This window comes from Nocardioides pacificus, from assembly GCF_054775955.1.
On record NZ_BAAHCI010000006.1, the window covers coordinates 1 to 24,605 of the forward strand.

23 protein-coding genes, 1 tRNA gene, 1 rRNA gene and 1 pseudogene are annotated in these 24,605 nt (G+C 71.7%); 25 read left to right on the plus strand and 1 reads right to left on the minus strand.

The window, feature by feature from the left end; all coding sequences use genetic code 11:
* Positions 1 to 152: 152 nt before the first annotated feature.
* Both rrf and ACYU7L_RS11690 read left to right on the plus strand, forming a co-directional pair.
* Positions 153 to 269, plus strand: a 5S ribosomal RNA gene (rrf, locus tag ACYU7L_RS11685).
* A gap of 300 nt (positions 270 to 569) precedes the next feature.
* The gene (locus ACYU7L_RS11690; RefSeq protein WP_460796672.1) at positions 570 to 938 is read left to right on the plus strand and encodes a single-stranded DNA-binding protein; all 369 of its coding nucleotides are present in this window, start codon (positions 570 to 572) and stop codon (positions 936 to 938) included.
* Here ACYU7L_RS11690 and ACYU7L_RS11695 read toward each other — a convergent pair.
* On the minus strand, positions 901 to 2,046 hold the full coding sequence (locus tag ACYU7L_RS11695; protein WP_460796675.1) for a DUF1015 domain-containing protein: 1,146 nt from the start codon (positions 2,044 to 2,046) through the stop codon (positions 901 to 903). The two genes, ACYU7L_RS11690 and ACYU7L_RS11695, sit on opposite strands and share 38 nt — an antisense overlap.
* Before the next feature lie 42 nt (positions 2,047 to 2,088).
* Between ACYU7L_RS11695 and ACYU7L_RS11700 the strand changes: the two genes are divergently transcribed.
* From ACYU7L_RS11700 to ACYU7L_RS11810, 23 genes and pseudogenes are all read left to right on the plus strand, one after another.
* Entirely contained in the window at positions 2,089 to 3,129 is a 1,041-nt protein-coding gene (locus ACYU7L_RS11700; protein WP_460796677.1) for an HAD-IIA family hydrolase, read from the plus strand.
* On the plus strand, positions 3,126 to 3,323 hold the full coding sequence (locus ACYU7L_RS11705) for a hypothetical protein (RefSeq protein ID WP_460796680.1): 198 nt from the start codon (positions 3,126 to 3,128) through the stop codon (positions 3,321 to 3,323). Before ACYU7L_RS11700 ends, ACYU7L_RS11705 begins: the two co-directional genes overlap by 4 nt.
* 5 nt (positions 3,324 to 3,328) lie before the next feature.
* The gene (locus ACYU7L_RS11710; protein WP_460796682.1) at positions 3,329 to 4,168 is read left to right on the plus strand and encodes a TlyA family RNA methyltransferase; all 840 of its coding nucleotides are present in this window, start codon (positions 3,329 to 3,331) and stop codon (positions 4,166 to 4,168) included.
* Positions 4,165 to 5,145 carry an NAD kinase gene (locus ACYU7L_RS11715; protein ID WP_460796684.1) on the plus strand — a complete coding sequence of 327 codons (981 nt, stop codon included), beginning with the start codon at positions 4,165 to 4,167 and terminating at the stop codon, positions 5,143 to 5,145. The genes ACYU7L_RS11710 and ACYU7L_RS11715 overlap by 4 nt, the downstream gene beginning before the upstream one ends.
* Complete coding sequence (gene recN / locus ACYU7L_RS11720) at positions 5,138 to 6,910, plus strand: DNA repair protein RecN (RefSeq protein WP_460796687.1); 1,773 nt, start codon at positions 5,138 to 5,140, stop codon at positions 6,908 to 6,910. The genes ACYU7L_RS11715 and recN overlap by 8 nt, the downstream gene beginning before the upstream one ends.
* 70 nt (positions 6,911 to 6,980) lie before the next feature.
* The gene (steA, locus tag ACYU7L_RS11725; RefSeq protein ID WP_460796689.1) at positions 6,981 to 8,174 is read left to right on the plus strand and encodes a putative cytokinetic ring protein SteA; all 1,194 of its coding nucleotides are present in this window, start codon (positions 6,981 to 6,983) and stop codon (positions 8,172 to 8,174) included.
* Positions 8,171 to 9,121: a copper transporter gene (locus ACYU7L_RS11730; protein WP_460796692.1), complete on the plus strand. Its 951-nt coding sequence runs from the start codon at positions 8,171 to 8,173 to the stop codon at positions 9,119 to 9,121. The genes steA and ACYU7L_RS11730 overlap by 4 nt, the downstream gene beginning before the upstream one ends.
* 11 nt (positions 9,122 to 9,132) lie before the next feature.
* A complete protein-coding gene (locus ACYU7L_RS11735) occupies positions 9,133 to 10,827 on the plus strand; it encodes a CTP synthase (RefSeq protein ID WP_460796697.1) in 1,695 nt (564 codons plus the stop codon).
* A gap of 1 nt (position 10,828) precedes the next feature.
* Positions 10,829 to 11,416, plus strand: coding sequence for an NUDIX domain-containing protein (locus tag ACYU7L_RS11740; RefSeq protein ID WP_460796700.1), 588 nt, complete (start codon positions 10,829 to 10,831; stop codon positions 11,414 to 11,416).
* Between the two features lie 79 nt (positions 11,417 to 11,495).
* A complete protein-coding gene (gene ald / locus ACYU7L_RS11745; protein ID WP_460796703.1) occupies positions 11,496 to 12,611 on the plus strand; it encodes an alanine dehydrogenase in 1,116 nt (371 codons plus the stop codon).
* A gap of 23 nt (positions 12,612 to 12,634) precedes the next feature.
* Entirely contained in the window at positions 12,635 to 13,549 is a 915-nt protein-coding gene (gene xerD, locus ACYU7L_RS11750; protein WP_460796876.1) for a site-specific tyrosine recombinase XerD, read from the plus strand.
* The gene (locus ACYU7L_RS11755) at positions 13,546 to 16,173 is read left to right on the plus strand and encodes a DEAD/DEAH box helicase (RefSeq protein WP_460796705.1); all 2,628 of its coding nucleotides are present in this window, start codon (positions 13,546 to 13,548) and stop codon (positions 16,171 to 16,173) included. The genes xerD and ACYU7L_RS11755 overlap by 4 nt, the downstream gene beginning before the upstream one ends.
* Positions 16,174 to 16,303: 130 nt before the next feature.
* The gene (locus tag ACYU7L_RS11760; RefSeq protein WP_460796707.1) at positions 16,304 to 17,224 is read left to right on the plus strand and encodes a ParA family protein; all 921 of its coding nucleotides are present in this window, start codon (positions 16,304 to 16,306) and stop codon (positions 17,222 to 17,224) included.
* Positions 17,221 to 17,559: a hypothetical protein gene (locus tag ACYU7L_RS11765; protein WP_460796710.1), complete on the plus strand. Its 339-nt coding sequence runs from the start codon at positions 17,221 to 17,223 to the stop codon at positions 17,557 to 17,559. The genes ACYU7L_RS11760 and ACYU7L_RS11765 overlap by 4 nt, the downstream gene beginning before the upstream one ends.
* Positions 17,560 to 17,567: 8 nt before the next feature.
* Positions 17,568 to 18,431 (plus strand): segregation and condensation protein A, encoded by an 864-nt coding sequence (locus ACYU7L_RS11770; protein ID WP_460796712.1) that lies wholly within the window; start codon positions 17,568 to 17,570, stop codon positions 18,429 to 18,431.
* On the plus strand, positions 18,424 to 19,095 hold the full coding sequence (gene scpB, locus ACYU7L_RS11775) for an SMC-Scp complex subunit ScpB (RefSeq protein ID WP_460796715.1): 672 nt from the start codon (positions 18,424 to 18,426) through the stop codon (positions 19,093 to 19,095). Before ACYU7L_RS11770 ends, scpB begins: the two co-directional genes overlap by 8 nt.
* Complete coding sequence (locus tag ACYU7L_RS11780) at positions 19,092 to 19,847, plus strand: pseudouridine synthase (RefSeq protein ID WP_460796717.1); 756 nt, start codon at positions 19,092 to 19,094, stop codon at positions 19,845 to 19,847. The genes scpB and ACYU7L_RS11780 overlap by 4 nt, the downstream gene beginning before the upstream one ends.
* Before the next feature lie 23 nt (positions 19,848 to 19,870).
* Positions 19,871 to 20,278 (plus strand): annotated as a pseudogene (locus tag ACYU7L_RS11785) (DUF6985 domain-containing protein); the annotation flags it as partial.
* 97 nt (positions 20,279 to 20,375) lie between these two features.
* Positions 20,376 to 21,470, plus strand: coding sequence for a prephenate dehydrogenase (locus ACYU7L_RS11790; protein ID WP_460796721.1), 1,095 nt, complete (start codon positions 20,376 to 20,378; stop codon positions 21,468 to 21,470).
* A gap of 59 nt (positions 21,471 to 21,529) precedes the next feature.
* Positions 21,530 to 22,219, plus strand: coding sequence for a (d)CMP kinase (gene cmk, locus ACYU7L_RS11795; protein WP_460796724.1), 690 nt, complete (start codon positions 21,530 to 21,532; stop codon positions 22,217 to 22,219).
* On the plus strand, positions 22,216 to 23,001 hold the full coding sequence (locus ACYU7L_RS11800) for a lysophospholipid acyltransferase family protein (RefSeq protein ID WP_460796728.1): 786 nt from the start codon (positions 22,216 to 22,218) through the stop codon (positions 22,999 to 23,001). The genes cmk and ACYU7L_RS11800 overlap by 4 nt, the downstream gene beginning before the upstream one ends.
* Positions 22,998 to 24,377, plus strand: coding sequence for a ribosome biogenesis GTPase Der (gene der / locus ACYU7L_RS11805; RefSeq protein WP_460796730.1), 1,380 nt, complete (start codon positions 22,998 to 23,000; stop codon positions 24,375 to 24,377). Before ACYU7L_RS11800 ends, der begins: the two co-directional genes overlap by 4 nt.
* A gap of 73 nt (positions 24,378 to 24,450) precedes the next feature.
* Positions 24,451 to 24,524 (plus strand) — tRNA-Pro (locus ACYU7L_RS11810).
* Positions 24,525 to 24,605 lie beyond the last annotated feature (81 nt).

The following is a 24,605-nucleotide window of genomic DNA, read 5'->3' on the forward strand; positions in this document are numbered from 1 at the left end:
GTCTTACTCCAATGATGTTACGCGTCCACTGTGCGGTTTTGAAACAACAACCACTGTGCATTCACTCGGATATATGTGAATAGTGCCCATAGATTTGAACACGCACCACCACGCCCGTTTTATTCGGTGTTGGTGGGTGGGTTCGCCAGAGTTACGGCGGCCATAGCGTGGGGGAAACACCCGGTCCCATTCCGAACCCGGAAGTTAAGCCCCACAGCGCCGATGGTACTGCAATCGAGAGGTTGTGGGAGAGTAGGACGCCGCCGGACAACACTTCGGTAGAGGTCATCACCAGCATTAGGTTGCTGGTGGTGGCCTCTTCTGCATTTCGGGGTCTCGACGTCGGTCGCTAGCGCGACCTGCTCGACCACCGAGCCCCTGTTTTTCGTGGGTCGTGCAGGTCGCGTACCGAAGCCCGGTTTTCGTTGGTCGAGCAGGTTGCGCAGCAACCGACGTCGAGACCCACCAGTCGTCCACAGCCCCGCCGCTGACGTGCCCTCTCCACAGGGACCGCTGCCTGCCCCCGTCCAGCCCTGACGCCGGCCATTCTGGACGCGGAGGTGACGAGGATGTCGACACAGGAAGCCGCGGTCGAGGCCGCGGCAGGATTCAACGAGGTGCGCCTGATCGGGCGCGTCTCCCAGGTGCCCGAGCGGCGCGAGCTGCCGAGCGGGGACGAGCTGTGGACCTTCCGGGTGATCGTGCCCCGGCCGGTCACGAGGTCAGGTCAGGCGCGCGGCCCGGCGGTGGACACACTCGACTGCGCGGCGTGGAGCGGGCGCGCGCGGCGATCAGTGGCCGGCTGGTCCGCCGGGGACGTCGTGGAGGTGACAGGACCTGTGCGTCGTCGCTTCTTCCGGACAGGCGCAGGGGCTGCCTCCCGCGTCGAGGTGGAGGTGGTCACCGCCCGGCGACTTCGTCGCGCACCGACCTCATGAGGACGCCCACGCTGGGCTTCGGCTGGAACGACGTGGCCTTCTCGGGCAGGAGCCGGTGATGCGCGACGATCTCGCTCACGAGGTCGAAGTCCGGGGCCGGCATCAGGATGGCAAGGCCCTTGTCGGCAGCCGTCTTGGCGAGCGCCTGCTCGACGGAGTGGTGATAGCCGACGCTCGCACCCGAGCCGGGCAGCGCCGCGAGCACCTTCTGATGGAAGACTTCCACGGCGCCGCGTTGCGGGCTGGTCTCGGCCCCGAGGAGGAGCGAGCCCCACCGTTCACCGTCGGTGACGACGAGGGTGTCGGGGCACAGCGCAGTGACAGCAGCGCCCTCCGCGCAGCTGACGAGGTCGAAGCCGGCGTCGCGGGTGGCGCGGGTGAGGTCGTCGAAGCTCACGCCGCCCAGATGACGGTGAATCGGGCCGAGGAACAGGGGGCTCTCGTCCTGATCGACGAGCATGGCGAGCCCGCGATCCCAGGGGGTGCCCGGGTGTCGTTCCTGCAGGGCCAGGTAGGCGGCGTACCGGTGATGGCCGTCTGCGATCAGCGCGTGGGAGCGGGCGAGTGCGGAGGAGATGGTCTCGAGGGTGCCACCATCGCGGATCGCCCAGATCCGGTGCTGCTGCTCGGCGCGATCGGTGAAGGCGTGGTCGGGGGGACGGCTGGTCCTGACCCGACGCATCACGTTCCTGACGGCCAGAGGCCCACGGTGGACCAGCAGGATGGGGGCCGGGTTCAGCTCCATCTCATACATGCGCTCCGCGAGCTCGGCGACCTGTTCGGGGTGGATCCCCTCGTGGGGCGCGATCGCGCGCTCGGTGCCGCTGCCTTCGCGGTGAGAGAGGCCGACGGCGCCCACCAGACCTCGGATGGTCAACCCACCTGCCGTGTACTCATGGAGATAGAGGGCAGGGGACGGGTCGTGGTGCAGCCGACCCTCCTCCTCCCAGCGCTTCAGACGTTCGGTCACACCGCGATAGGGTCGCGCGAAGGCGCGCGCGGCCGCCGGCTCCCCGATTCGGCCCTGGTTCAACATCAGCGCGCGGAAGGGGTACAGACGCAGCGGAGTCGCCACGAACGGCGGGCTCACCACGCTGCTCGACTCCATCGAAGCATCGTATTGCGCGGCACCAACCCCGGAAGGAGCGGCATGTCCCTGCTCGGCTCGTCAGCGGAGGCACTCACCGTCGACTACGACCTCGCCATGCTGGACCTGGACGGCGTCGTCTACGTCGGCCGTGACGCCGTGCCAGGGGCGGCGGCGCATCTCGAGCGCGCGCGTGCGGCCGGCATGCGGCTGGCCTTCATCACCAACAACGCCTCCCGGCCACCCGCGGCCGTCGCGACCCACCTCGAGGAGCTGGGCATCCCTGCGGAGGCCGAGGACGTCGTCACGTCTGCTCAGGCCGCCGCCCGGGTCCTGGTGGAGCGGTTCGGGTCAGGAGCCCGGGTGCTGCTCGTGGGTGGGGACGGACTGGGAGAGTCCCTGAGGGCCGTCGGACTCGAGCCGGTCGTCAGCGTCTCCGACGAGCCCGATGCGGTCGTCACGGGCTTCGGGCCCGACGTGCGGTGGCACCAGATCATGGAGGCGGCCGTCGCGATCCGGGGCGGCCTGCCGTGGGTGGCCAGCAACACCGACCTGACGTTCCCGACCGCGGCCGGCCTGGCCCCCGGCCACGGCGTCCTCGTGAGGATGCTCCAGGAGTTCACCCAGGTGTCCCCGGTCGTGGCCGGCAAGCCGCAGCGGCCGTTGCTCGACGAGACCGTACGACGCTTGGGGGCCGCACGCCCGTTGATGGTGGGGGATCGCCTGGACACCGACATCGAGGGCGCCACCGCGGCCGGGATCGATTCGCTCCTGGTGCTGACCGGGGTCACCGGGCTGCCTGAGCTGGTGGCCGCCACACCGGAGGTCCGTCCGACCTACCTCTCGCCCGGCCTCGAGGGTTTGCTGGAGACGCACCCGGCACCGGATGTGACGCCCGGCGAGGTGCGATCCCAGGGCTGGTCCGCCCGGGTCGAGGCGGGTCACCTGGTCGTCGACGGTGGTGGCGATCGCTCGGCGTGGTGGCAGACCGTGGCCGTCGCCGGCTGGCGCCACCTCGATGAGACGGGGGTGGTCGTCGACACGTCGCGGCTCGTCCCGCCGGCCACGGCCGACGAGCCGTCGACCGATAGCCTCAGCGCATGAGCGAGTCCCACGAGAGCGCCGGTCGGACCGGGCTCACCGCAGTCGATGCCGTCCTCGACTCCCTCACCCGTCTCGACGAGCTGTCGTTGGAGGAGCACGTCGGCGTCTACGAGGCTGCCCATGAGCAGCTGCGCCGCTCGCTCGACACGCGCCCGCACGCGGCGATGCGCCCGGACTCTCAGGCCGGGAGCTGAGGAGCGTGCCTCCACGTCGTCTCAGGCTGGATGCCGAGCTCGTCCGGCGCGGCCTCGCGCGTTCCCGCGAGCACGCGAGCGAGCTCGTGGCCGCCCGCCGCGTCAAGGTGGGGGGCGCCGTCGCCAGCAAGCCCGCGACGGGCGTCACCACGGACGCGGCCATCGTCGTGGTCGACGACCCCGACCGGCCCGACTACGTCTCGCGGGGCGGGCACAAGCTCGCCGGTGCGCTGTCGGCCTTCGCGGCGCACGGCCTGGAGGTGCGCGGGCGCCGATGCCTCGACGCCGGCGCCTCCACCGGGGGCTTCACCGACGTGCTGCTCCGCCTCGGCGCGGCCGAGGTCGTGGCCGTCGACGTCGGTTACGGCCAGCTCGCCTGGCGACTGCAGCAGGACGACCGGGTGCACGTGCACGACCGGACCAACATCCGCGACCTGAGCGTCGAGACGATCGGCGGTCCCGTCGACCTCGTCGTGGGTGATCTCTCGTTCATCTCCCTCGAGCTGGTCCTGGACGCCCTCATCGGCGCCACTCGGCCCGACGGCGACCTGGCCCTGATGGTGAAGCCCCAGTTCGAGGTCGGCAAGGACCGCGTCGGCAAGGGAGGCGTCGTGCGCGACCTGGATCTGCGCGCAGAGGCCGTGACGGCGATCGCCGAGAGTGCCGCCCGGCGAGGGTGGGGTGCACGGGCGGTCACCACGAGCCCCCTCCCGGGTCCGTCGGGGAACGTGGAGTTCTTCTTGTGGCTGCGACGAGGAGACGCGGCCATCGGTGGCGACGAGATCGCGGCCGAGGTGCAGCGCTCACGGTCACTCGGGGTGTCGGGTGAGAGGGTGGAGACGTGACCCCGCCCGCTTCTTCCGACCGCCGTGTCCTCCTGCTCGCCCACACCGGGCGCGAGGAGGCGCGGGAGGTGGCGCGCGCGTTCTGCAAGTCCCTCGTCGGGCACGGGATCAGAGTCCGGCTGCTCGCTCATGAGGCGCCCGACCTCGGCTTCGGCCCCGTCGACCCGATGACCGGCCCGACGAGCGACCCGCTGGTCGAGGTGGCGGCGGAGGAGGACGGGGACCCGGTCGAGGGGTGCGAGCTCGTCGTGGTCATCGGTGGCGACGGGACCATCCTGCGTGCCTCCGAGATGACGCACGCCAGCGGCACGCCCGTGCTCGGGGTGAACCTCGGACACGTCGGCTTCCTGGCCGAGGCGGAGTCCGACGACGTGGAGTCCACGATCGATGCGATCGTGAACCGCCGCTACACCGCCGAGGACCGGATGACCCTCGACGTCCTCGTCTACCACGACAAGGAGCTCGTGGCGCAGACATGGGCCCTCAACGAGGCCAGCGTCGAGAAGGCCGCGCGCGAGCGGATGCTCGAGGTCGTCGTCGAGATCGACGGTCGCCCCCTCTCCCGCTGGGGCTGCGACGGCGTGGTCTGTGCCACCCCGACCGGGTCGACCGCCTACAACTTCAGCGCCGGCGGCCCGGTCGTGTGGCCCGGAGTCGAGGCGCTGCTGATGGTCCCGATCAGCGCCCACGCGCTCTTCGCCCGACCGATGGTCGTCGCACCCACGTCGGTGCTCGCGGTCGAGGTCCTGGATCGGACCGGCGGCGGGGGAGTCCTGTGGTGCGACGGCAGACGGACCGTGGACCTTCCGCCCGGCGCCCGCATCGAGGTCCGCCGCGGCGTACGCCCGGTGCGCCTGGTGCGCCTGCATCAGGCGCCGTTCACCGACCGCCTGGTGGCGAAGTTCGACCTCTCCGTCGAAGGGTGGCGGGGGGCGGCGGAGCGACGGCGCCGCGAGAACGGGGACCAGCGTGCTTGAGGAGATCCGGATCAGCTCGCTGGGGGTGATCGAGTCCTCCACTCTCGAGCTCGGCCCCGGTCTCACCGTCATCAGCGGTGAGACCGGCGCAGGCAAGACCATGATCGTCACCGCCCTGACCCTCCTGCTGGGCGGACGCGCCGACAGCGGCGCCGTGCGCTCGGGTGCGCGCTCCGCACGCGTGGAGGGGGTCGTCCGCGCCGACGCCCTGCCGGAGTTCGCCGCCCGGGTGGAGGAGGCCGGCGGCGAGGTCGAGGACGACCGCGTCGTGCTGGCTCGCAACATCTCGGCCGAGGGACGCTCACGCGCCTTCGTCGGGGGCGCCTCCGTCCCGGCCGCCACGCTCGCCGAGGTCGCCGAGCCCCTGGTGGCGGTGCACGGGCAGTCCGACCAGCACCGCCTGCTGCGAGCCTCGGCTCAACGCACCGCTCTGGACCGGTTCGGCGGCGCCGAGATCGCCGGCCTGGCCGAGCGCTACGGCCGGCTGCACGCTGAGCTGCTCACCACCGAGCGCGAGCTCGACGAGGTCGTGGCCACGGCCCGCGAGCGGGCCCGCGAGGCCGACCTGCTGCGCTTCGGACTGGGCGAGATCGAGGCCGTCGAGCCGGAGCCGGGCGAGGACACCGCACTCGCCGCGGAGGAGACGCGCCTGGGCTTCGCCGACACGCTGCGCACCGCGGCGGAGCAGGCGCGCGAGGCGCTCTCCAGCGAGTCCGGATCCCCGGACGCCCTCGGAGCGACGTCGATGGCGCGCACCCTCCTGGAAGGGGTCCGCGAGCACGACGGCGAGGCCGCCGAGCTGGCCGACCGCCTCGCCGAGGTCAGCTACCTGCTCTCCGACGTGGCCGCGGACGTGGCCTCCTACGCCGCGCGTGTCGAGAGCGACCCGGTGCGCCTGGCGACGGTGTCCGAGCGGCGGGCTGCGCTGACCGCCCTGACGCGCAAGTACGGCGAGAGCATCGACGAGGTCCTCGAGTGGAGCCGGACCGCGGCCGAGCGGCTGCTCGAGCTCGACTCGACCGACGAGCAGATCGAGGGACTGCGCGCGCGGCAGGCGAGTCTGCGCAGCGACCTCGCGGACGCAGCCCGGGACCTCTCGGCCGCCCGGACCTCCGCCGCCGGGCGTCTCGCGGACGAGGTGACCGCGGAGCTGACCCGTCTGGCGATGCCGCACGCACGCATCGAGATCGCGGTGCGTCAGAGCGAGCAGGAGCCCCCCGCAGCCGATGGACCCGCCGCCTCGCCTGCAGCTGGCGCGCCGCTGAAGGTGGGCAAGCGGTGGCTGCGCTTCACCGCGTCCGGCGTCGACGAGGTCGAGCTGCTCCTCGCCGCCAACTCCGGCGCCGACGCGCGGCCTCTGGCCAAGGGCGCCTCGGGCGGTGAGCTGTCTCGCGTGATGCTCGCGCTCGAGGTGTCGCTGGCCGGGACCAGTCCGGTCCCGACCTTCGTCTTCGACGAGGTCGACGCCGGCGTGGGCGGCAAGGCGGCCGTGGAGATCGGGCGTCGGCTGGCCCAGCTGGCGCGGACGGCGCAGGTCCTCGTGGTCACGCACCTGCCCCAGGTCGCGGCGTACGCCGACCGGCACGTGGTCGTCGAGAAGTCCAGCGACGGGACCGTCACCACCTCCGGCCTGACCGTCCTGGGCCCCGAGGACCGGCAGCGTGAGCTCTCCCGGATGCTGGCCGGGATGGACGACTCCGACACCGCGCTGGCACACGCCCGCGAGCTGCTCGAGAGCGCGCAGCCGGCCCGCGCTCTGGGCTGAAGTCGAGCGACTCGCCCGGTCGCCGCGGTTGCGAGAAGGGCCTCCGTCCGGTTGAGAAGATGGCGCGGTCATGAAGTTCTCCGTACGACCACGCACCCCTGCCGCTCTCCCCGGGATCGTCGGGACCGCTCGCGCCGAGAGGCGCACCCGGATCCTGATCTCGCGCGTGCGGCCCGGTGACGTCGCTGTCCTCGACCACCTCGACATGGACCGGGCCACCGCCCAGGGCCTGGTCGACGCCGGTGTGGTCGCCGTGCTCAACGCCTCCCCGATGATCTCGGGGCGGTACCCCAACCTCGGCCCCCAGGTCCTCGTCGACGCCGGTCTCCACGTCGTCGACGGCATCGGCGCCGACGGCTACGCCGCGGTGCGCGACGGCAGCAGCGTCCGCATCGACGAGGGCTCGGTCCACGTCGGGGACCTTCAGGTGGCTCAGGGGCGCGTCGTCGACGCCCAGGTCGTGCGCGAGGAGATGGAGAGCGCCCGAGCCGGGCTCGGGACCCAGCTCGAGAGCTTCACCCACAACAGCACCGCGTTCCTGCGTCGTGAGCAGGACCTGCTCCTGCACGGTGAGGGCGTGCCGCGGCTGGCGACGAGGATCGAGGGCCGCCCGGTCGTCGTGGTCGTCGCCGGTCACGAGTACCGCGCCGAGCTCGCCGGCATCCGCACCTACATCCGCGAGCAGCGTCCGGTCCTGATCGGTGTCGACCGCGGGGCCGACGCCCTGCTGGAGGCCGGGCACCGGCCGGACGTCGTGGTGGTCAGCGGAGACGCCGACGAGGACGACGCGCCGTCGGCCAAGGCGCTGCGTCAGGCCAAGGACGTCGTCGTCCGGGTGGCCCGGGGAGCAGGGCGCGATTCCAGCGAGCAGCTGGAGCGTCTCGGCGTCCGTCCGGTGCGCTTCGAGTCCGGGGCGACGTCGGAGGACGCCGGACTGATCCTGGCCGATGCCGGCCACGCCAGCCTGATCGTCGGCGTCGGCATGCACGCGACTCTCGCGGAGTTCCTCGACCGGCAGCGCGCCGGTCTGGCGAGCACCTACCTCACCCGGCTCAAGGTCGGGCCTCGACTCGTGGACGCCGAGGCGGTCCCCGCCCTCTACTCCGGCCGGGTGCGGCCCCGACACGTCTTCGCCGTCCTCCTGGCCGGGCTCGTGGCCCTCGCCGCCGCCATCGGCGTCACGCCCGTGGGCCAGGAGTGGACCACCGACGCTACCGAGGGTCTCCAGGACCTCTTCGACTATCTGCAAGGACGCATCTCGTGATCTCGTTCCGCCACCATCTCGTCACGCTCGTCTCGGTCTTCCTGGCCCTCGCGATCGGCGTCGTCCTCGGCGGCGGCCCGCTCTCGGAGGTGGGCAGGGGAGCCGGGGACGAGGCCGACCGCAAGGCCGTCTCGGCCCGCGAGCGCGCCGCCGACGCCACCAGCGCGGTCTCCTACGCCGACACCTTCGCCACCACGGTGGCACCCGCGGTGTACGGCGACGGCCTGGCGGCGCGGGACGTCGCCATCGTGACGCTGCCCGGCGCCGACACCGAGGTGGTGGACGCGCTGACCGCCCAGATCGCTGCAGCCAAGGGCCGGATGGTCGGCGTGCACACGCTGCAGGAGACGATGCTGGACACCAGTGAGAAGTCGCTGGTCGACACCCTGGGGAGCCAGCTGGTCACCCAGGCCGGCGCCGACGCGGCAGCCCCGGACGCCACGACGTACGAGCGCATCGGGGAGCTCCTGGGCCGTGGCATCGCCACCAAGAGCGTCGAGGGCGAGCCCGTCGACGCGACCGGGCGCGAGATCCTCGAGAGCCTCGCCGGCGCCGGCCTGGTGAAGCCCTCCGCCGACGCCGCCCAGCGGGCCCCGCTGGTGCTGGTCGTGCTCGGAGACGAGCCGGCCGGCGAGGAGGGGGACCAGACAGACAGCGACTGGGCAGACAGCGACTGGGCGGGCAGCGACGCGATCCTGGCCGGGATCAGCCGCGGGCTGCGCGCGGCGGCGGCCGGCGTCGTCGTGGTCGGCACGACCGACTCGGGGGCCGAGGGCCAGCTGGGGCGGCTGCGCGAGGACGAGGTCGCCGCCCAGATCGCGACTGTCGACAGCGTCGAGCGACCGCTGGGTCAGGTGACCACGGTCCAGGCGCTGATCCGGGTTCTCGGACGAAGTGCGGGCTCCTTCGGAGCGTCGGGTTCGGACGGAGCCGTCCCTCTCCGGTAGGCTGCAACTCCGTGAAGAACGCGACGCCGACCAAGCACGTTTTCGTGACCGGAGGAGTCGCCTCCTCCCTCGGCAAGGGGCTCACTGCCTCCAGCCTGGGTGCTCTGCTGAAGTCCCGCGGTCTCCGCGTGACGATGCAGAAGCTCGATCCTTACCTGAACGTGGACCCGGGCACGATGAACCCGTTCCAGCACGGGGAGGTCTTCGTCACCAACGACGGGGCCGAGACCGACCTGGACATCGGGCACTACGAACGATTCCTCGACACCGATCTCAACCAGATCGCCAATGTCACGACCGGCCAGGTCTATTCGGCGGTCATCGCCAAGGAGCGCCGCGGGGACTACCTCGGCGACACGGTCCAGGTGATCCCGCACATCACCAACGAGATCAAGGACCGGATCCGCGCGATGGGCGGTGACGACGTCGACGTCGTCATCACCGAGGTCGGTGGCACCGTCGGCGACATCGAGTCGCTGCCGTTCCTCGAGGCCGCCCGCCAGGTCCGCCACGACGTGGGCCGCGACAACTGCTTCTTCATCCACGTCTCGCTGGTGCCGTTCATCGGTCCCTCGGGCGAGCTGAAGACCAAGCCCACCCAGCACTCCGTCGCAGCGCTGCGCTCGATCGGCATCCAGCCCGACGCGATCGTCTGCCGCGCAGACCGGGAGATCCCGGCCAGCATCAAGGGCAAGATCTCTCTGATGTGCGACGTCGACGAGGAGGCGGTCATCACCTGCGCCGACGCCCCGTCGATCTACGACATCCCCAAGGTGCTGCACCGCGAGGGCCTCGACGCCTACCTCGTGCGCCGCCTCGACCTGCCCTTCCGCGACGTCGATTGGACGGTCTGGGACGACCTGCTGCGTCGGGTGCACCACCCGAAGGAGGAGGTCACCGTCGCGCTGGTAGGCAAGTACATCGACCTCCCCGACGCCTACCTCTCCGTCGCTGAGGCGCTGCGCGCCGGAGGCTTCGCCCACGAGGCGAAGGTCAAGCTGCAGTGGATCCCCTCCGACGAGTGCGCCACGCCCGCAGGCGCCGCACGCATGCTGGGTGACGTCGACGCGATCTGCGTGCCCGGCGGCTTCGGCATCCGCGGCATCGAGGGCAAGCTCGGCGCGCTCACCTATGCGCGCACCCACGGCATCCCGACGTTGGGCCTGTGCCTGGGGCTGCAGTGCATGGTGATCGAGTACGCCCGCTCGATGGCCGGTCTCGAGCAGGCCGCGTCCACCGAGTTCGACCCCGAGTGCCCCGAGCCGGTCATCGCGACGATGGCCGAGCAGAAGGAGTACGTCGAGGGGGCCGGAGACCTGGGCGGCACCATGCGTCTGGGCCTCTACCCGGCCGCTCTCAAGGAGGGGTCGGTCGTGCGCGAGGTCTACGGGGGCGAGGCCCTGATCGAGGAGCGCCACCGGCACCGCTACGAGGTCAACAACGGCTACCGCGACCAGCTGGAGCAGGCCGGGCTGGTGTTCTCCGGGACGTCGCCCGACAACAACCTGGTCGAGTTCGTGGAGCTGCCCCGCGAGGTGCACCCCTACTACGTCGCCACCCAGGCCCACCCGGAGTACCGCTCCCGCCCGACGCGTCCGCACCCGCTGTTCGCCGGACTGGTGGGCGCTGCCATCGAGCGCCAGCGCGAGCTGCGCTTCCCGATCGACGAGGAGGGCCTGCGGGCTCCGGCCCTCGACGAGGCCTGAGATGGGAACCGACCCCCTGGCGGACACGCCGACCTCGTGGCCGGTGTCGCGGAGCAACGACCTGCACCGCGACGGGTGGGTCGTCGCCCTGCGTGAGGACTTCATCCACCGACCCGGGCACGAGGACCACGAGCCGTTCCGGCGGCTGGTGGTCGAGCACCCCGGTGCCGTGGTGATCCTCGCGATCGACGAGCAGGACCGCGTCCTGTGCCTGCGCCAGTACCGTCACGCCGCGCGTCGGGAGTTCGTGGAGCTCCCGGCCGGGCTGATCGACGGCGAGGACGAGGACCCGCTCGACGTCGCGCGCCGCGAGCTGCGTGAGGAGGCCTCGCTGCAGGCCGAGCACTGGAGCCACCTCGCCACGACGTACGCCTCCCCGGGGATCTCCTCGGAGCAGGTGCACTACTACGTCGCGACCGGGCTGAGCCACGCCGACCGGGGCGATTTCGAGCTCGAGCACGAGGAGGCGGAGATGGTGACGTTCTGGGCGCCGTTCGACGAGCTCCGGGCGGCCGTCCTCGACGGTCGGGTGACGGACTCGCCGGTCGCCGTCGCCGTGCTGATGTACGACGCGAAGCGCCGCGGCTGAACGCCTGAGCCGCCCCTGGGGGGAGTAATGTCGCGCCGTCGCCACAACGACGTGGCGATTCTCACGTCAAGGAGCACAGGTGAAGGTCGGCGTCCCGAAGGAAGTCAAGAACCACGAGTACCGCGTAGCGATCACCCCGGCCGGCGTGCACGAGCTCACCGTCCACGGCCACGAGGTCGTGGTCCAGGCGGGGGCGGGGCTCGGCTCGTCGATCCCCGACGAGGAGTTCGTCGCGGCGGGCGCCAAGACGCTGGACTCCGCCGAGGAGGTCTGGGGCTCGGCGGACATGGTGCTCAAGGTCAAGGAGCCGATCGCCTCCGAGTACGCGCTGATGCGCGAGGACCAGCTGCTCTTCACCTACCTCCACCTGGCCGCCATCAAGCCGCTCACCGAGGAGCTGCTCGCCCGGCGCGTCACCGCCATCGCCTACGAGACCGTGCAGACCGAGGACCGGGCGCTGCCGCTGCTCGCGCCGATGTCGGAGGTGGCGGGACGGCTGGCGCCGCAGGCCGGCGCCTACCACCTGATGCGCGCCGGCGGCGGGCGCGGTGTGCTCCTCGGCGGCGCCCCCGGCGTCTATGCCGGGAAGGTCGTCGTGATCGGCGCCGGCGTTTCCGGCATGAACGCCGCCGCGATCGCGCTCGGCATGCAGGCCGAGGTGCTCTTGATGGACAAGGACATCTCCAAGCTGCGGGCGGCCGACCGGATCTACCAGGGCCACCTGCAGACGGTGGCCTCCAACGCCTACGAGGTCGAGCGGGCCGTGCTCGACGCCGACCTGGTGATCGGCGCCGTGCTGGTCCCCGGCGCCAAGGCACCGACGTTGGTCTCCAACGAGCTCGTGTCGCGGATGAAGCCCGGCTCGGTGCTCGTCGACATCTCGATCGACCAGGGCGGCTGCTTCGAGGACTCCCGCGTCACCACCCACGACGACCCGACCTACCGGGTCCACGACTCGATCTTCTACTGCGTCGGCAACATGCCCGGCGCCGTGCCGCACACCTCGACGTACGCACTGACCAACGTGACGCTGCCCTACGTCGTCGCGCTGGCGGACAAGGGCTGGCAGCAGGCCTGTCGCGACGACCGCAGCCTGGCGCTGGGGCTGAACACGCACGCCGGTCAGCTGACCAACGCGCCGGTGGGCGAGGCCCACGGCCTCGAGGCCGTCCCGTTGGACGGTGTGCTCCACTGAGCGAGTCCTCCCGGCCGAGCCCGCTGGGCCGCGCCGTCCGCACCTACCTCGACCACCTCGGCGTGGAGCGGGGGCTGGCGGCCAACACGCTGTCGTCGTACCGACGCGACCTGCGCCGCTACCTCGGCTTCCTCGCCGAGGCGGGTGTCGAGGAGCTGGACGCGATCACCGAGGCCACGGTCTCGGCGTTCCTCGTCCGGCTGCGCGAGGGGGACGCCGATCACCCGCCGCTGTCGGCGAGCTCGGCGGCGCGCACGGTCGTGGCGGTGCGGGGGTTCCACAGGTTCGCGGTCCACGACGGGCTCGCCGCCGTCGACCCGGCCAGCGCGGTGAAGCCGCCGACGCCGGCCAAGCGGCTCCCGAAGGCGCTCCCGCTGCGCGACGTCGAGGCGATCCTCGAGGCGGCGGGGGCTCCGGGGACCACGCTGTCGCTGCGCGACCGGGCCCTGCTCGAGGTGCTCTACGGCACCGGGGCGCGGATCTCGGAGGCGGTCGGGCTCGACGTCGACGACCTCGACCCCGTCGACGGGACGGTGCTGCTGCGCGGCAAGGGTGGCAAGGAGCGGCTGGTGCCGGTGGGGTCGTTCGCACGGGAGGCCGTCGAGGCCTACCTGGTCCGCGCGCGCCCCGAGCTCGTCTCCGCAGGGAAGGGGACCCCGGCCCTGTTCCTCAACGTGCGCGGGGGACGGCTGTCGCGCCAGAGCGCATGGGCGGTGCTCGCGAAGGCGGCCGAGCGCGCCGGCGTTGAGGTCGACGTCTCGCCCCACACGCTGCGCCACTCCTTCGCCACGCACCTGCTCGACGGGGGCGCCGACGTGCGCGTCGTACAGGAACTCCTGGGGCACGCGTCGGTGACCACGACCCAGGTGTACACACTGGTGACCGTGGACAACTTGCGCGAGGTCTTTGCCGTGGCCCATCCGAGGGCTCGCTCGTGACGGGGGAGAGACGCCTCGACAAGCTGGCCCCGGCGATCAAGGACGCCGACGCCGACCGGCTGTACGACGTGTTCTCCGCGTGGGCGACGGCCGGGGGCACCGCGCCGTACCCCCACCAGGACGAGGCGGTCATCGAGCTGCTCAGCGGCAACAACGTCATCCTCGCGACGCCCACAGGCTCCGGGAAGTCGCTGGTGGCGACCGCGGCGCACTTCGCGGCGTACGCGACCGACCGGGTGAGCTTCTACACCGCGCCGATCAAGGCGCTGGTGAGCGAGAAGTTCTTCGCCCTGTGCGAGGTCTTCGGGGCCGAGAACGTCGGCATGCTCACCGGGGACGCCGCGGTGAACTCAGACGCCCCGATCATCTGCTGCACCGCCGAGGTGCTGGCCAACATCGCGCTGCGCGAGGGGCGCCGTGCCGACGTCGGGCTCGTGATCATGGACGAGTTCCACTTCTACTCCGAGCCCGACCGCGGCTGGGCCTGGCAGGTGCCGCTGCTGGAGCTGCCGCAGGCGCAGTTCCTGCTGATGTCGGCGACGCTCGGTGACGTCTCCGGGTTCGTCGACGACCTCACGCGTCGCAACGGCCGCGAGACCTCGGTGGTCGACGACGCCGAGCGCCCGGTGCCGCTGAGCTTCCGGTGGGCGATGACGCCGCTGCCCGAGACCGTCGAGGAGCTGGTGACCACCCACCAGGCGCCGGTCTACGTCGTGCACTTCACCCAGGCCAATGCCATCGACCATGCCCGGACGCTGCTGGGCACCCCGATCGCGACCCGGGAGGAGAAGGACCAGATCGCGGAGCGGATCGCGACCTTCCGCTTCGGGGCCGGCTTCGGCAAGACGCTGTCCAAGCTGCTGCGCCAGGGGATCGGCGTGCACCACGCCGGGATGCTGCCGAAGTATCGCCGGCTCGTCGAGCAGCTGGCCCAGCTCGGCCTGCTCAAGGTCATTTGCGGCACCGACACCCTCGGGGTCGGCATCAACGTCCCGATCCGCACGGTGCTCTTCACCGGGCTGGCGAAGTTCGACGGCACCCGCCAGCGGATCCTGCGCTCGCGGGAGTTCCACCAGATCGCCGGGCGGGCCGGACGGGCCGGCTTCGACGCCGCCGGGTACGTCGTCGTCCAGGCGCCCGAGCACACCATCGAGAACGAGAAGGCCCGCAAGAAGTCCGAGGCCAAGAACGCCGCCAACCCGAAGAAGAAGTCCAAGCCGCAGCTGAAGAAGCCCCCCGAGGGCACAGTGGTGTGGACCGAGCAGACCTTCGACAAGCTCGTCAACGGCTCGCCGGAGCTGCTGGTGTCGCGGATGAAGGTCGACAACGCGATGCTGCTCAACGTCGTGGCCCGCGAGGAGGACGCCTTCCCGGTCTTCCGGCGGCTGCTGCAGGACAACCACGAGGAGCGTCGCCAGCAGCTGCGGCTCAGTCGCCGGGCACTGCGCCTGGCCCGCAGTCTGGTCCGCTCCGGGGTGCTCACGCGGCTCGACGAGCCCGACGAGTTCGGCCGGCGCTACGTGCTGACGATGGACCTGCCGATGGACTTCGCGCTCAACCAGCCGCTGGCGCACTTCGCGCTGGCGGCGATGGAGATCCTCGACCCCGAGTCGGAGACCTACACCCTCGACATCGTCTCGGTCGTCGAGTCGGTCCTCGAGGCGCCGCGCCAGATCCTGATGGCCCAGCAGCACGCCGCCCGCGGCGAGGCGGTCGCGGAGATGAAGGCCGACGGCCTGGAGTACGACGAGCGGATGGCGCTGCTGGACAAGATCACCTGGCCGCAGCCGCTCGCCGAGCTCCTGGGCGCGGCCTACGAGCTCTACCGCCAGGGCCACCCGTGGCTGCGCGAGGACGCACTCGGCCCCAAGACGATCGTGCGCGAGATGTACGAGCAGGGGATGGGCTTCACCGACTTCGTGAAGCGCTACGAGCTGGCGCGCTCCGAGGGGCTGGTGCTGCGCTACCTCACCGACGCCTACCGCACGCTCAACCACACCGTCCCCGACGCGCACCGCACGCCGGAGCTCGAGGACCTGATCGAGTGGCTGGGGGAGACCGTGCGCCAGACCGACTCCTCGCTGCTCGACGAGTGGGAGGCGCTCAGCGCCCCGGACGCCGACCCCAACGCCGTGCGCGACGCGGTCGCGCACGCACTGGACCAGACCGCTCCGGGCTCGTCGCGGCCGATCACCCAGCAGGAGCGGGCGTTCCGGGTGATGGTGCGCAACGCGGTCTTCCACCGCGTCGTGCTGGCCGCCCGCGACGACCTGGACGCGCTCACCAAGGGGGAGCGTGCGGTCGCCGACCGCTTCGACCCGCCGCGCGAGCTGCAGGTGACCCGGAGCGCCTGGGACGAGGCCCTCGAGGCCTACTACGCCGAGCACGACACCATCGGGATCGACGCCCAGGCCCGCGGCCCGCAGCTGTTCCAGGTGGAGCCGGGGCACGCCCCGGCACCGGGGACCGACGACGAGACGCCGGTGCGGGTGTGGAAGGTCCGCCAGGTCCTCGACGACCCGGAGGGCCACCACGACTGGGTGCTCGAGGCGACCGTCGACCTGGACGCCTCGGACGAGGCCGGCGAGGCGATCGTGTTCGCGACCGGGCTGCGCCAGCTGTAGGGCCGGCTGTAGGGCCAGTTGTGAGGTCCTGCTGGGGGACACCCGAGGTTGTGGGGCGGATCACCCGGTCCTAGAGTCGCGGGCATGCCACCCGCGGTGTCGCTGAGTCGACAATTACGATCAAGGAACCATGGCCGACCCGACGACCTCCTCAGGAGCTGAGCACCGCGTGAGTGAACACCTGCCGTTCCAGAGCCCCGCCGCGTCGGCGGTCCTCGGGCCCACCGGGCGACCGCTCCCGAACATCCCGGAGCCGGGGCCGCGCACCAGCACCGGCAACGCCCGGGTGATCGCCCTGTGCAACCAGAAGGGCGGGGTCGGCAAGACCACCACGACGATCAACCTCGGGGCGGCGCTGGCGGAGTACGGCCGCAAGGTGCTGCTGGTCGACTTCGACCCGCAGGGCTCGCTGTCGGTCGGGCTCGGACTCAACCCCCACGAGATGGACCTCAGCGTCTACAACCTGCTGATGGAGCGCGACGTCACCGTCGACGACGTCGTGGTGCCCTCCGGCGTGCCCGGGATGGACCTGCTGCCCTCCAACATCGACCTGTCCGCCGCCGAGGTGCAGCTGGTGCACGAGGTCGCCCGCGAGCAGAGCCTGCAGCGCGTCCTGGCGCCGGCCCTGTCGCAGTACGACATCATCCTCATCGACTGCCAGCCCTCGCTCGGCCTGCTCACCGTCAACGCGCTCACCGCCTCCGACGGGGTGATCGTGCCGCTGGAGTGCGAGTACTTCGCGCTGCGCGGTGTCGCGCTGCTCAAGACCACGATCGACAAGGTCCAGGAGCGGCTCAACCCCAAGCTCGAGATCGACGGCGTGCTCGGCACGATGTTCGACGGGCGCACCCTGCACGGGCGCGAGGTCATGGACCGGCTCGTCCAGGCGTGGGGGGACAAGGTCTTCCACACCGTCATCCGCCGCACGGTGAAGTTCTCCGACTCCACCGTCGCCGGCGAGCCGATCACGTCGTACGCTACGGCGTCGGCGGGGGCGCAGTCCTACCGCGACCTGGCCAAGGAGGTGCTGGCGCGTTGTCCCGGCGCGTGAGCCTTCCGTCCGCCGACGACCTCTTCCGACCGACCGCCCCGGCGCAGACCGAGGAGGCGGCCCCCGCGGCTCCGGCGCCCGCTGAGCCGGAGGCTGAGCCGGCGCCCACGCCCCGCAAGCCCAGCGGACGGGTGCGCCACGACGAGAAGATGACCGTCTACGTCACCTCCGACGAGCTAATGGACCTCGAGCACGCCCGGCTCGCCCTGCGCAGCCGGCACGGGCTGGCCGTGGACCGCGGCCGGCTGGTGCGCGCCGCCATCGCGCTGGCGCTCTCGGACCTCGAGGCGGAGGGCGCCGACAGTCTCCTTGTGCGTCGCCTGAGCGAGGAGTGACGAGCCCCGTGGCCGAGCAGCCGGTGGCCCAGCAGCCAGTGACCCAGCAGCCGGTTGCGGAGCCCGGCTTCGCCGTACGGCTGACGAACTTCGAGGGCCCCTTCGACCTGCTGCTGAGCCTGATCGCCAAGCACAAGCTCGACATCACCGAGGTCTCGCTGTCCAAGGTGACCGACGAGTTCATCGCCCACGTCAAGGCCGGCGGTCCGGTCTGGGACCTCGAGCAGACCACGTCGTTCCTGCTGGTCGCCTCGACGCTGCTCGACCTCAAGGCTGCCCGGCTGCTGCCCCAGGGCGACGTCGAGGACGAGGAGGATCTGGCGCTGCTCGAGGCGCGCGACCTGCTCTTCGCCCGGCTGCTGCAGTACAAGGCCTTCAAGCAGGTCGCCGCGGTGATGGCGCGCCGCCTCGCCGACGAGTCGCGGCGCCACCCGCGGGCGGTCGGGCTGGAGGAGCGCTTCGCCACGCTGCTGCCCGAGGTGCTGATCGGCATCGGCCTGGAGCAGTTCGCGGCACTGGCCGCGAAGGCGCTGGCGCCCAAGCCGGTGGTCGAGGTGTCGCTGACGCACATCCACGCCCCGAGGGTCAGCGTCAAGGAGCAGGCCACCCTGGTGGTGGACCGCCTGCGGCGCTCGGGCACGATGACCTTCCGTGCCCTGTGCGGCGACTCGCCCGACACCGCGACGACGGTGGCCCGCTTCCTGTCGCTGCTGGAGCTCTTCCGCGAGGGCGTGATCGCCTTCGAGCAGATCACGCCGCTGGGGGCGCTCACGGTGCGCTGGACGGGCGGTGACGCCGACGAGATCGAGATCAGCGACGAGTTCGACGGCGAGTCCGCCGGGGCCGGCGACGAGGAGGGGACCGATGACTGACGACGCTGCGGCGATGACGTCCGAGAGCGTGCCGCGCGCCGACCTGCGCCCCGCGCTCGAGGCGATCCTGATGGTGGCCGACCAGCCGCTGGACCGGATGGTGCTGGCCACCGCGGTCGGCTACCCGGCGGGCGAGGTCGACCAGGCGCTGAGCGACCTGGCCCGGGAGTACGACGAGCAGGGACGCGGCTTCGAGCTGCGCCACGTCGCCGGCGGCTGGCGGTTCTACACCCGCGAGGAGTACGCCGGCGTGGTCGAGGCGTTCGTGCTCGAGGGTCAGTCGGCGCGCCTCACCCAGGCGGCGCTCGAGACGCTGGCCGTGGTCGCCTACAAGCAGCCCGTCTCCCGCGCCCGGGTGTCGGCGATCCGCGGCGTCAACGTCGACGGTGTCATGCGGACCCTGCTCACCCGCGGGCTCGTCGAGGAGGCCGGCCAGGACGCCGAGACCGGCGCCCACCTCTACCGCACGAGCAACTACTTCCTGGAGCGGATCGGGATCAGCTCGCTCGACGAGCTTCCCGAGCTCGCGCCGTACCTGCCCTCCATGGACGACATGGAGGACGACCTGGCCGCGCTCGCGGGCGGGCCTGTCGCGGCGGAGCCGCCCGTGACCCATCCGGTGGCGCCGCTGCCGGACACCGACGAAGGGACCACCACGCCGTGATCGAGACTGATGACGAGGGCCTGATCCGGCTGCAGAAGCTGCTGGCCCAGTCGGGCATCGCCTCGCGCCGCAAGTGCGAGGAGCTGATGCTCGAGGGCGAGGTGGAGGTCGACGGCGAGGTCGTCACCCGCCTCGGCACCAAGGTCGACCCGCGCACCGCGGTGGTGCGGGTCTCCGGCCAGCGGCTGCCACCGATCTCGCCCCACGTCTACCTCGTGCTCAACAAGCCACGAGGCGTCGTGTCGACGATGTCGGACCCCGAGGGGCGCCGGACGCTGCAGGACCTCGTCGAGGACCGGCCCGAGCGGCTCTTCCACGTCGGCCGGCTCGACACCGACACCTCCGGGCTGATCCTGCTCACCAACGACGGCGACTTCGCCCACCGGATGGCGCACCCGTCGTACGAGGTGAACAAGACCTACGTCGCCGAGGTCGAGGGCGTCGTCGCCAAGGAGACGCTGGACGGTCTGCGGCGCGGCGTGCGGCTCGAGGACGGGCCGGTGACGGTGTCGCGGGCCAAGCTGATCCAGCACGGCCAGGGCGACGCCAAGGGGCGCACGATCGTCGAGATCGTGATCCACGAGGGCCGCAACCGGATCGTGCGGCGGATGCTCGAGCAGGTGGGGCACCCGGTGCGGAAGCTGACGCGGACGGCGATCGGACCGGTGCGGATGCAGAACCTCGCGCCCGGCAAGCTGCGCGACCTGACTCGTGAGGAGCTGGGGGCGCTGCTGGACAGCGCACAGCTGTAGGTGCGTACTACAGCGAGCCTGTCGAGGCAGGTGCGCTCGGGGGCGCGACAGGCCAGCTGGTGCTGACCTGGGACTTCGAGACCGAGGGCGGGGCGGCCGCGGTGCACGAGGCCGTGGCCGACTTCCTGACCGCTCGTCGGAGCGTTCTGGAGGACGGCCGGGCCGAGGTGTTCGCCTACTACCGCGAGGTCGCCGACCAGGCTCGTGAGCAGGGCTGCGGCCACGACCTGCCCGACATCCCCGGTCCTGAGCAGGTGTGGGACCACGTGCAGATCGGCGACGAGTTCCAGGTGATGCTGGGCGATGACGGAGCCATGATCCATGTCCTGGTGGAGTGCGAGTGCGACTGGGATCCCGAGCACGGCCTGCAGCTCGTCCTCCACCGTGACCGGCTCAGCAAGGCCGGGCCCTGCGACGGGAACGTGGACTGAGGGTCGATCCGGAGGAGAGAGCCCGAGCGGCTCTCGATAGCCTTGTCCGGCGACCGGTCGCCCGGTCCACCCCAGCGAAGCCGGACGAGGAGCAGTCGTGACCCAGGAGCAGGCCCCCGAGCAGGGGGCCCTGGTCGGTCCCGTCCGCGTCATCGGCGTCGGGCTGCTCGGGACCTCGATCGCCCTGGCCTGCCGCCGCGCCGGCCTCGACGTCCTGCTCTCCGACATCTCTCCCGAGCACGTGCGCACCGCCTCCGGGCTCGGCGCCGGTCGGGCCGACGACCCGATGACCCCGGTGCAGCTGGTCGTGGTGGCCGTGCCGCCCGACCATCTCGGTGCGGCGATAGTGGCGAGCCTGGCCGACGAGGGCGCGGTGGTGACCGACGTCGGCAGCATCAAGAGCGCGCCGCTGCGTGTCGTACGGCGGGACGCGGAGGCGGGGCGGGTCGCGCGCTACGTCGGCGGCCACCCGATGGCGGGCAGCGAGCGGTCCGGGCCGCTGGCCGCCTCCGCCGCGCTGTTCGACGGGCGCCCCTGGGCGATCACGCCCCACGAGACGGCCGACCCGGCCGCCGTCGCGCTCGTGGAGGCGCTGGCGCGCCTGTGCGGCGCCGTCCCGGTGCACCTGACGCCCGAAGAGCACGACCGGGCGGTCGCGCGGACGTCCCACCTGCCGCACCTGCTGGCCTCGCTGGTCGCCGGACGGCTGGCCGACGCGCCGGCCGAGCACCTCGCGCTGTCGGGGCAGGGAGTGCGCGACGTGACCCGGGTGGCCGGGGGAGACCCCGGCCTGTGGCAGCAGATCGTGTCCGGCAACGCCGAGGCGCTGCTGTCGCTGCTGGGAGAGGTGCGCGGTGAGCTGGACGCGCTGATGAGCGCGGTCGAGTCCGGCCAGCGTGACGCCCTCGGGGCGCTGCTGGCACGCGGCGTGGCCGGCACCCAGGCGATCCCCGGCAAGCACGGCGGGCCCGCCCGGCCGATGCAGGCGGTGTTCGTGTCGGTGCCCGACGCGGCCGGCGAGCTCGCGCGGCTCTTCGCCGACGCCGGCTCGAGCGGCGTCAACATCGAGGACGTGCACATCGACCACGACCCGGGCCGCCCGGTCGGGCTCGTGGAGCTGGTGGTCGACGAGGCTCAGGCGGAGCGCCTGATCGGCTCTCTCGAAGCACGGGGCTGGGTCACTCAGCGGTAGGCTGCGGGCTGCGCGCGCCCTCATCCAGGGCGCGTACCCCCATCGAAGGAGCAGTCGCAGTGAGCAGCACCCCCGCGGACTCCCGCACCGGCGTGGTCGTCGCGATCGACGGCCCCTCGGGATCGGGCAAGTCGAGCACCTCGCGGGGTGCGGCCAGCCAGCTGGGACTGCGCTACCTCGACACCGGTGCGATGTTCCGGGCGATGACGTGGTGGATGATCCGGATGGGCGTCGACGTCCACGACCCGGCCGCGGTCGCCGCGCTGGTCGACCAGCCCGACATCCGCTCCGGCACCGACCCGGTCGCGCCGTCGATCCTGGTCGACGGCGTCGACGTGGGCACCGCGATCCGCTCCGACGAGGTCAACGCCGCCGTCAGCCCGGTCAGCGCGGTCCCCGAGGTCCGCACCCGACTGCTGGAGCTGCAGCGCGAGGCGATCGGCGCCGGGGGCATCGTCGTCGAGGGCCGCGACATCGGCTCGGTCGTCGCCCCGGACGCCCAGGTGAAGGTCTTCCTCACCGCCGACCCCGGTGCCCGGGCCGCCCGCCGCGCTGCCGAGGAGGGTGGCACCGACGTGGCCGCCACCCAGGCCTCGCTGCTCGCGCGCGACAAGATCGACTCCGGCCGGGCCGTCGCCCCGCTCATCCAGGCCGACGGAGCCGCCCACATCGACACCACGGCGTACTCCCTCGAGCAGGTCATCGCCCAGGTGGTCGCGCTCGTGGAGGCGGTCGAGGCACGAGCGTGACGGCACGTCGCACGCGGGCGACCCGCGGCGGGGCCCCGCACGCGGACCTTCCCCGCACCACGGACACCCGACACCCACCTCTGTGGCTGCTGCGCGGGGGACGGCCGGTCGCGGAGTTCCTGGTGCGCCGGCTCTACCGGACCCGGGTCCACGGACTGGAGCACCTGCCGCGCCGCGGTCCGGTGATCGTGGCCGCCAACCACATCGGCGTCGTCGACGGCCCGCTGCTGGCGGCGCTGACGCCGAGGCCGGTGCACGTGCTGACGAAGATCGAGATGTTCCACGGCCGGGCCGGGGGCTTCTTCCGGGCGAGCGGCCAGGTGCCGCTGGACCGCTTCTCCGTGGACGTCGCTGCCGTGCGCACATGCGTGCGGGTGCTGCGTGACGGGGGAGTCGCCGGCATCTTCCCCGAGGGGCGGCGCGGCCCGGGGAACCTGGAGCGTTTCCACCGCGGGGCGGCCTACCTCGCGCTGATCACGGGGGCGCCGGTCGTCCCCGTCGCCTTCCTCGGCACCCGGGAGCCCGGGGCCGGAGCCAACGCCCTGCCGCGCCGCGGTGGGGCCATCGACGTCGTGTACGGCGCGCCGTACCGGGTCGCGGCGCAGCCGTGGCCCCGCACACGGGAACAAGTGGGGGAGGTGTCGCTGTTGCTCAGGGAGCACATGCTGGCCCATCTCCACGCGGCCCGTGCGCTGACGGGGCAGGACCTGCCAGGTCCACTGCCCCCAGGAGAAATCGAGGACGACCCGCAGACCGGTGTCGTCGAGCAAGGAGCAAGATGACTGAGTACGACGCGTCCCCCGACGCCACGACGCCGGACTCCGGCGAGGAGACGTCGCTGGGGCCGGTGCCGGTGCTCGCCGTCGTCGGACGTCCCAACGTCGGCAAGTCGACGCTGGTGAACCGCATCATCGGCCGCCGCGAGGCGGTCGTGGAGGACCGCCCGGGCGTGACCCGCGACCGGGTCTCCTACGACGCCAACTGGAACGGCCGCGCCTTCACGGTCGTCGACACCGGCGGCTGGAACCCCGACGCCGAGGGCCTGGCCGAGCGCATCGCCGCCCAGGCCGAGATCGCGATCGGCCTGGCCGACGCCGTGCTCTTCGTCGTCGACGCCACCGTGGGCATCACCGACCATGACGAGGCGGTCGTCAAGATCCTGCGCCGCTCCAAGAAGCCGATCATCCTGGCCGCCAACAAGGTCGACGACCAGAAGACCGAGGCCGAGGCCTACGGCCTGTGGAACCTCGGCCTCGGTGAGCCGCACCCGGTCTCCGCGGTGCACGGACGCGGCTCGGGTGACCTGCTCGACGCGATCCTCGACGCCCTGCCCGAGACGCCCCCCGAGTCGTGGGACCCGCCGGGCGGCCCGCGCCGGATCGCGATCGTGGGACGCCCCAACGTCGGCAAGTCCTCCTTGCTCAACAAGCTGGCCGGCGAGGAGCGCGTGGTTGTCGACGACGCCTCCGGCACGACCGTCGACCCGGTCGACGAGCTGGTGCAGTTCGCCGGGCGCTCGTGGCGCTTCATCGACACCGCGGGCATCCGCAAGCGGGTCAAGACGGCGTCGGGCCACGAGTACTACGCCTCGCTGCGCACCACGACGGCCATCGACCGGGCCGAGGTGGCCGTGCTGGTCATCGACGGAAGCCAGAGCATCTCCGAGCAGGACATGCGCATCATCCAGACGATCCGCGAGGCCGGCCGGGCGCTAGTGATCGCCTTCAACAAGTGGGACCTCGTCGATGACGAGCGCCGCTACTACCTCGAGCGCGAGATCGAGCGCGACCTGGTGCAGGTCGGTTGGGCCCCGCGGATCAACATCACCGCGCGGACCGGCTGGCACATCGACCGGCTCGCCGTGGCGCTGGACAAGGCCATCGAGGGCTGGGAGACCCGGATCACCACCGGGCAGCTCAACAACTTCCTCGGCCGTCTCGTCGCCGAGCACCCGCACCCGGTGCGCAGCGGCAAGCAGGCGAAGATCATGTTCGGCACCCAGGCCTCCACGGCCCCGCCGACGTTCATCCTCTTCACCAGCGGCAAGCTCGACGCGTCGTACGAGCGGTTCATCGAGCGCCGTTTGCGCGAGGAGTTCGGCTTCGCCGGATCGCCCATCGTGCTGACCCAGCGGGTGCGCGAGAAGCGCAAGCGCTGACCCGATTCCACACGTCGGGCGGGGCTGCGGTAGTGTTCATCCCGCTTCGCCCGACAGTGTCGGACGGAGCGTTCGGGCTGTAGCGCAGCTTGGTAGCGCACTTGACTGGGGGTCAAGGGGTCGCAGGTTCAAATCCTGTCAGCCCGACCGAAAAGAGGCCTCTGACCTGCGGAAACGCTGGTCAGAGGCCTCTTGGATTCTTGAGTCACGGAGCCCTATTCCGCGTTT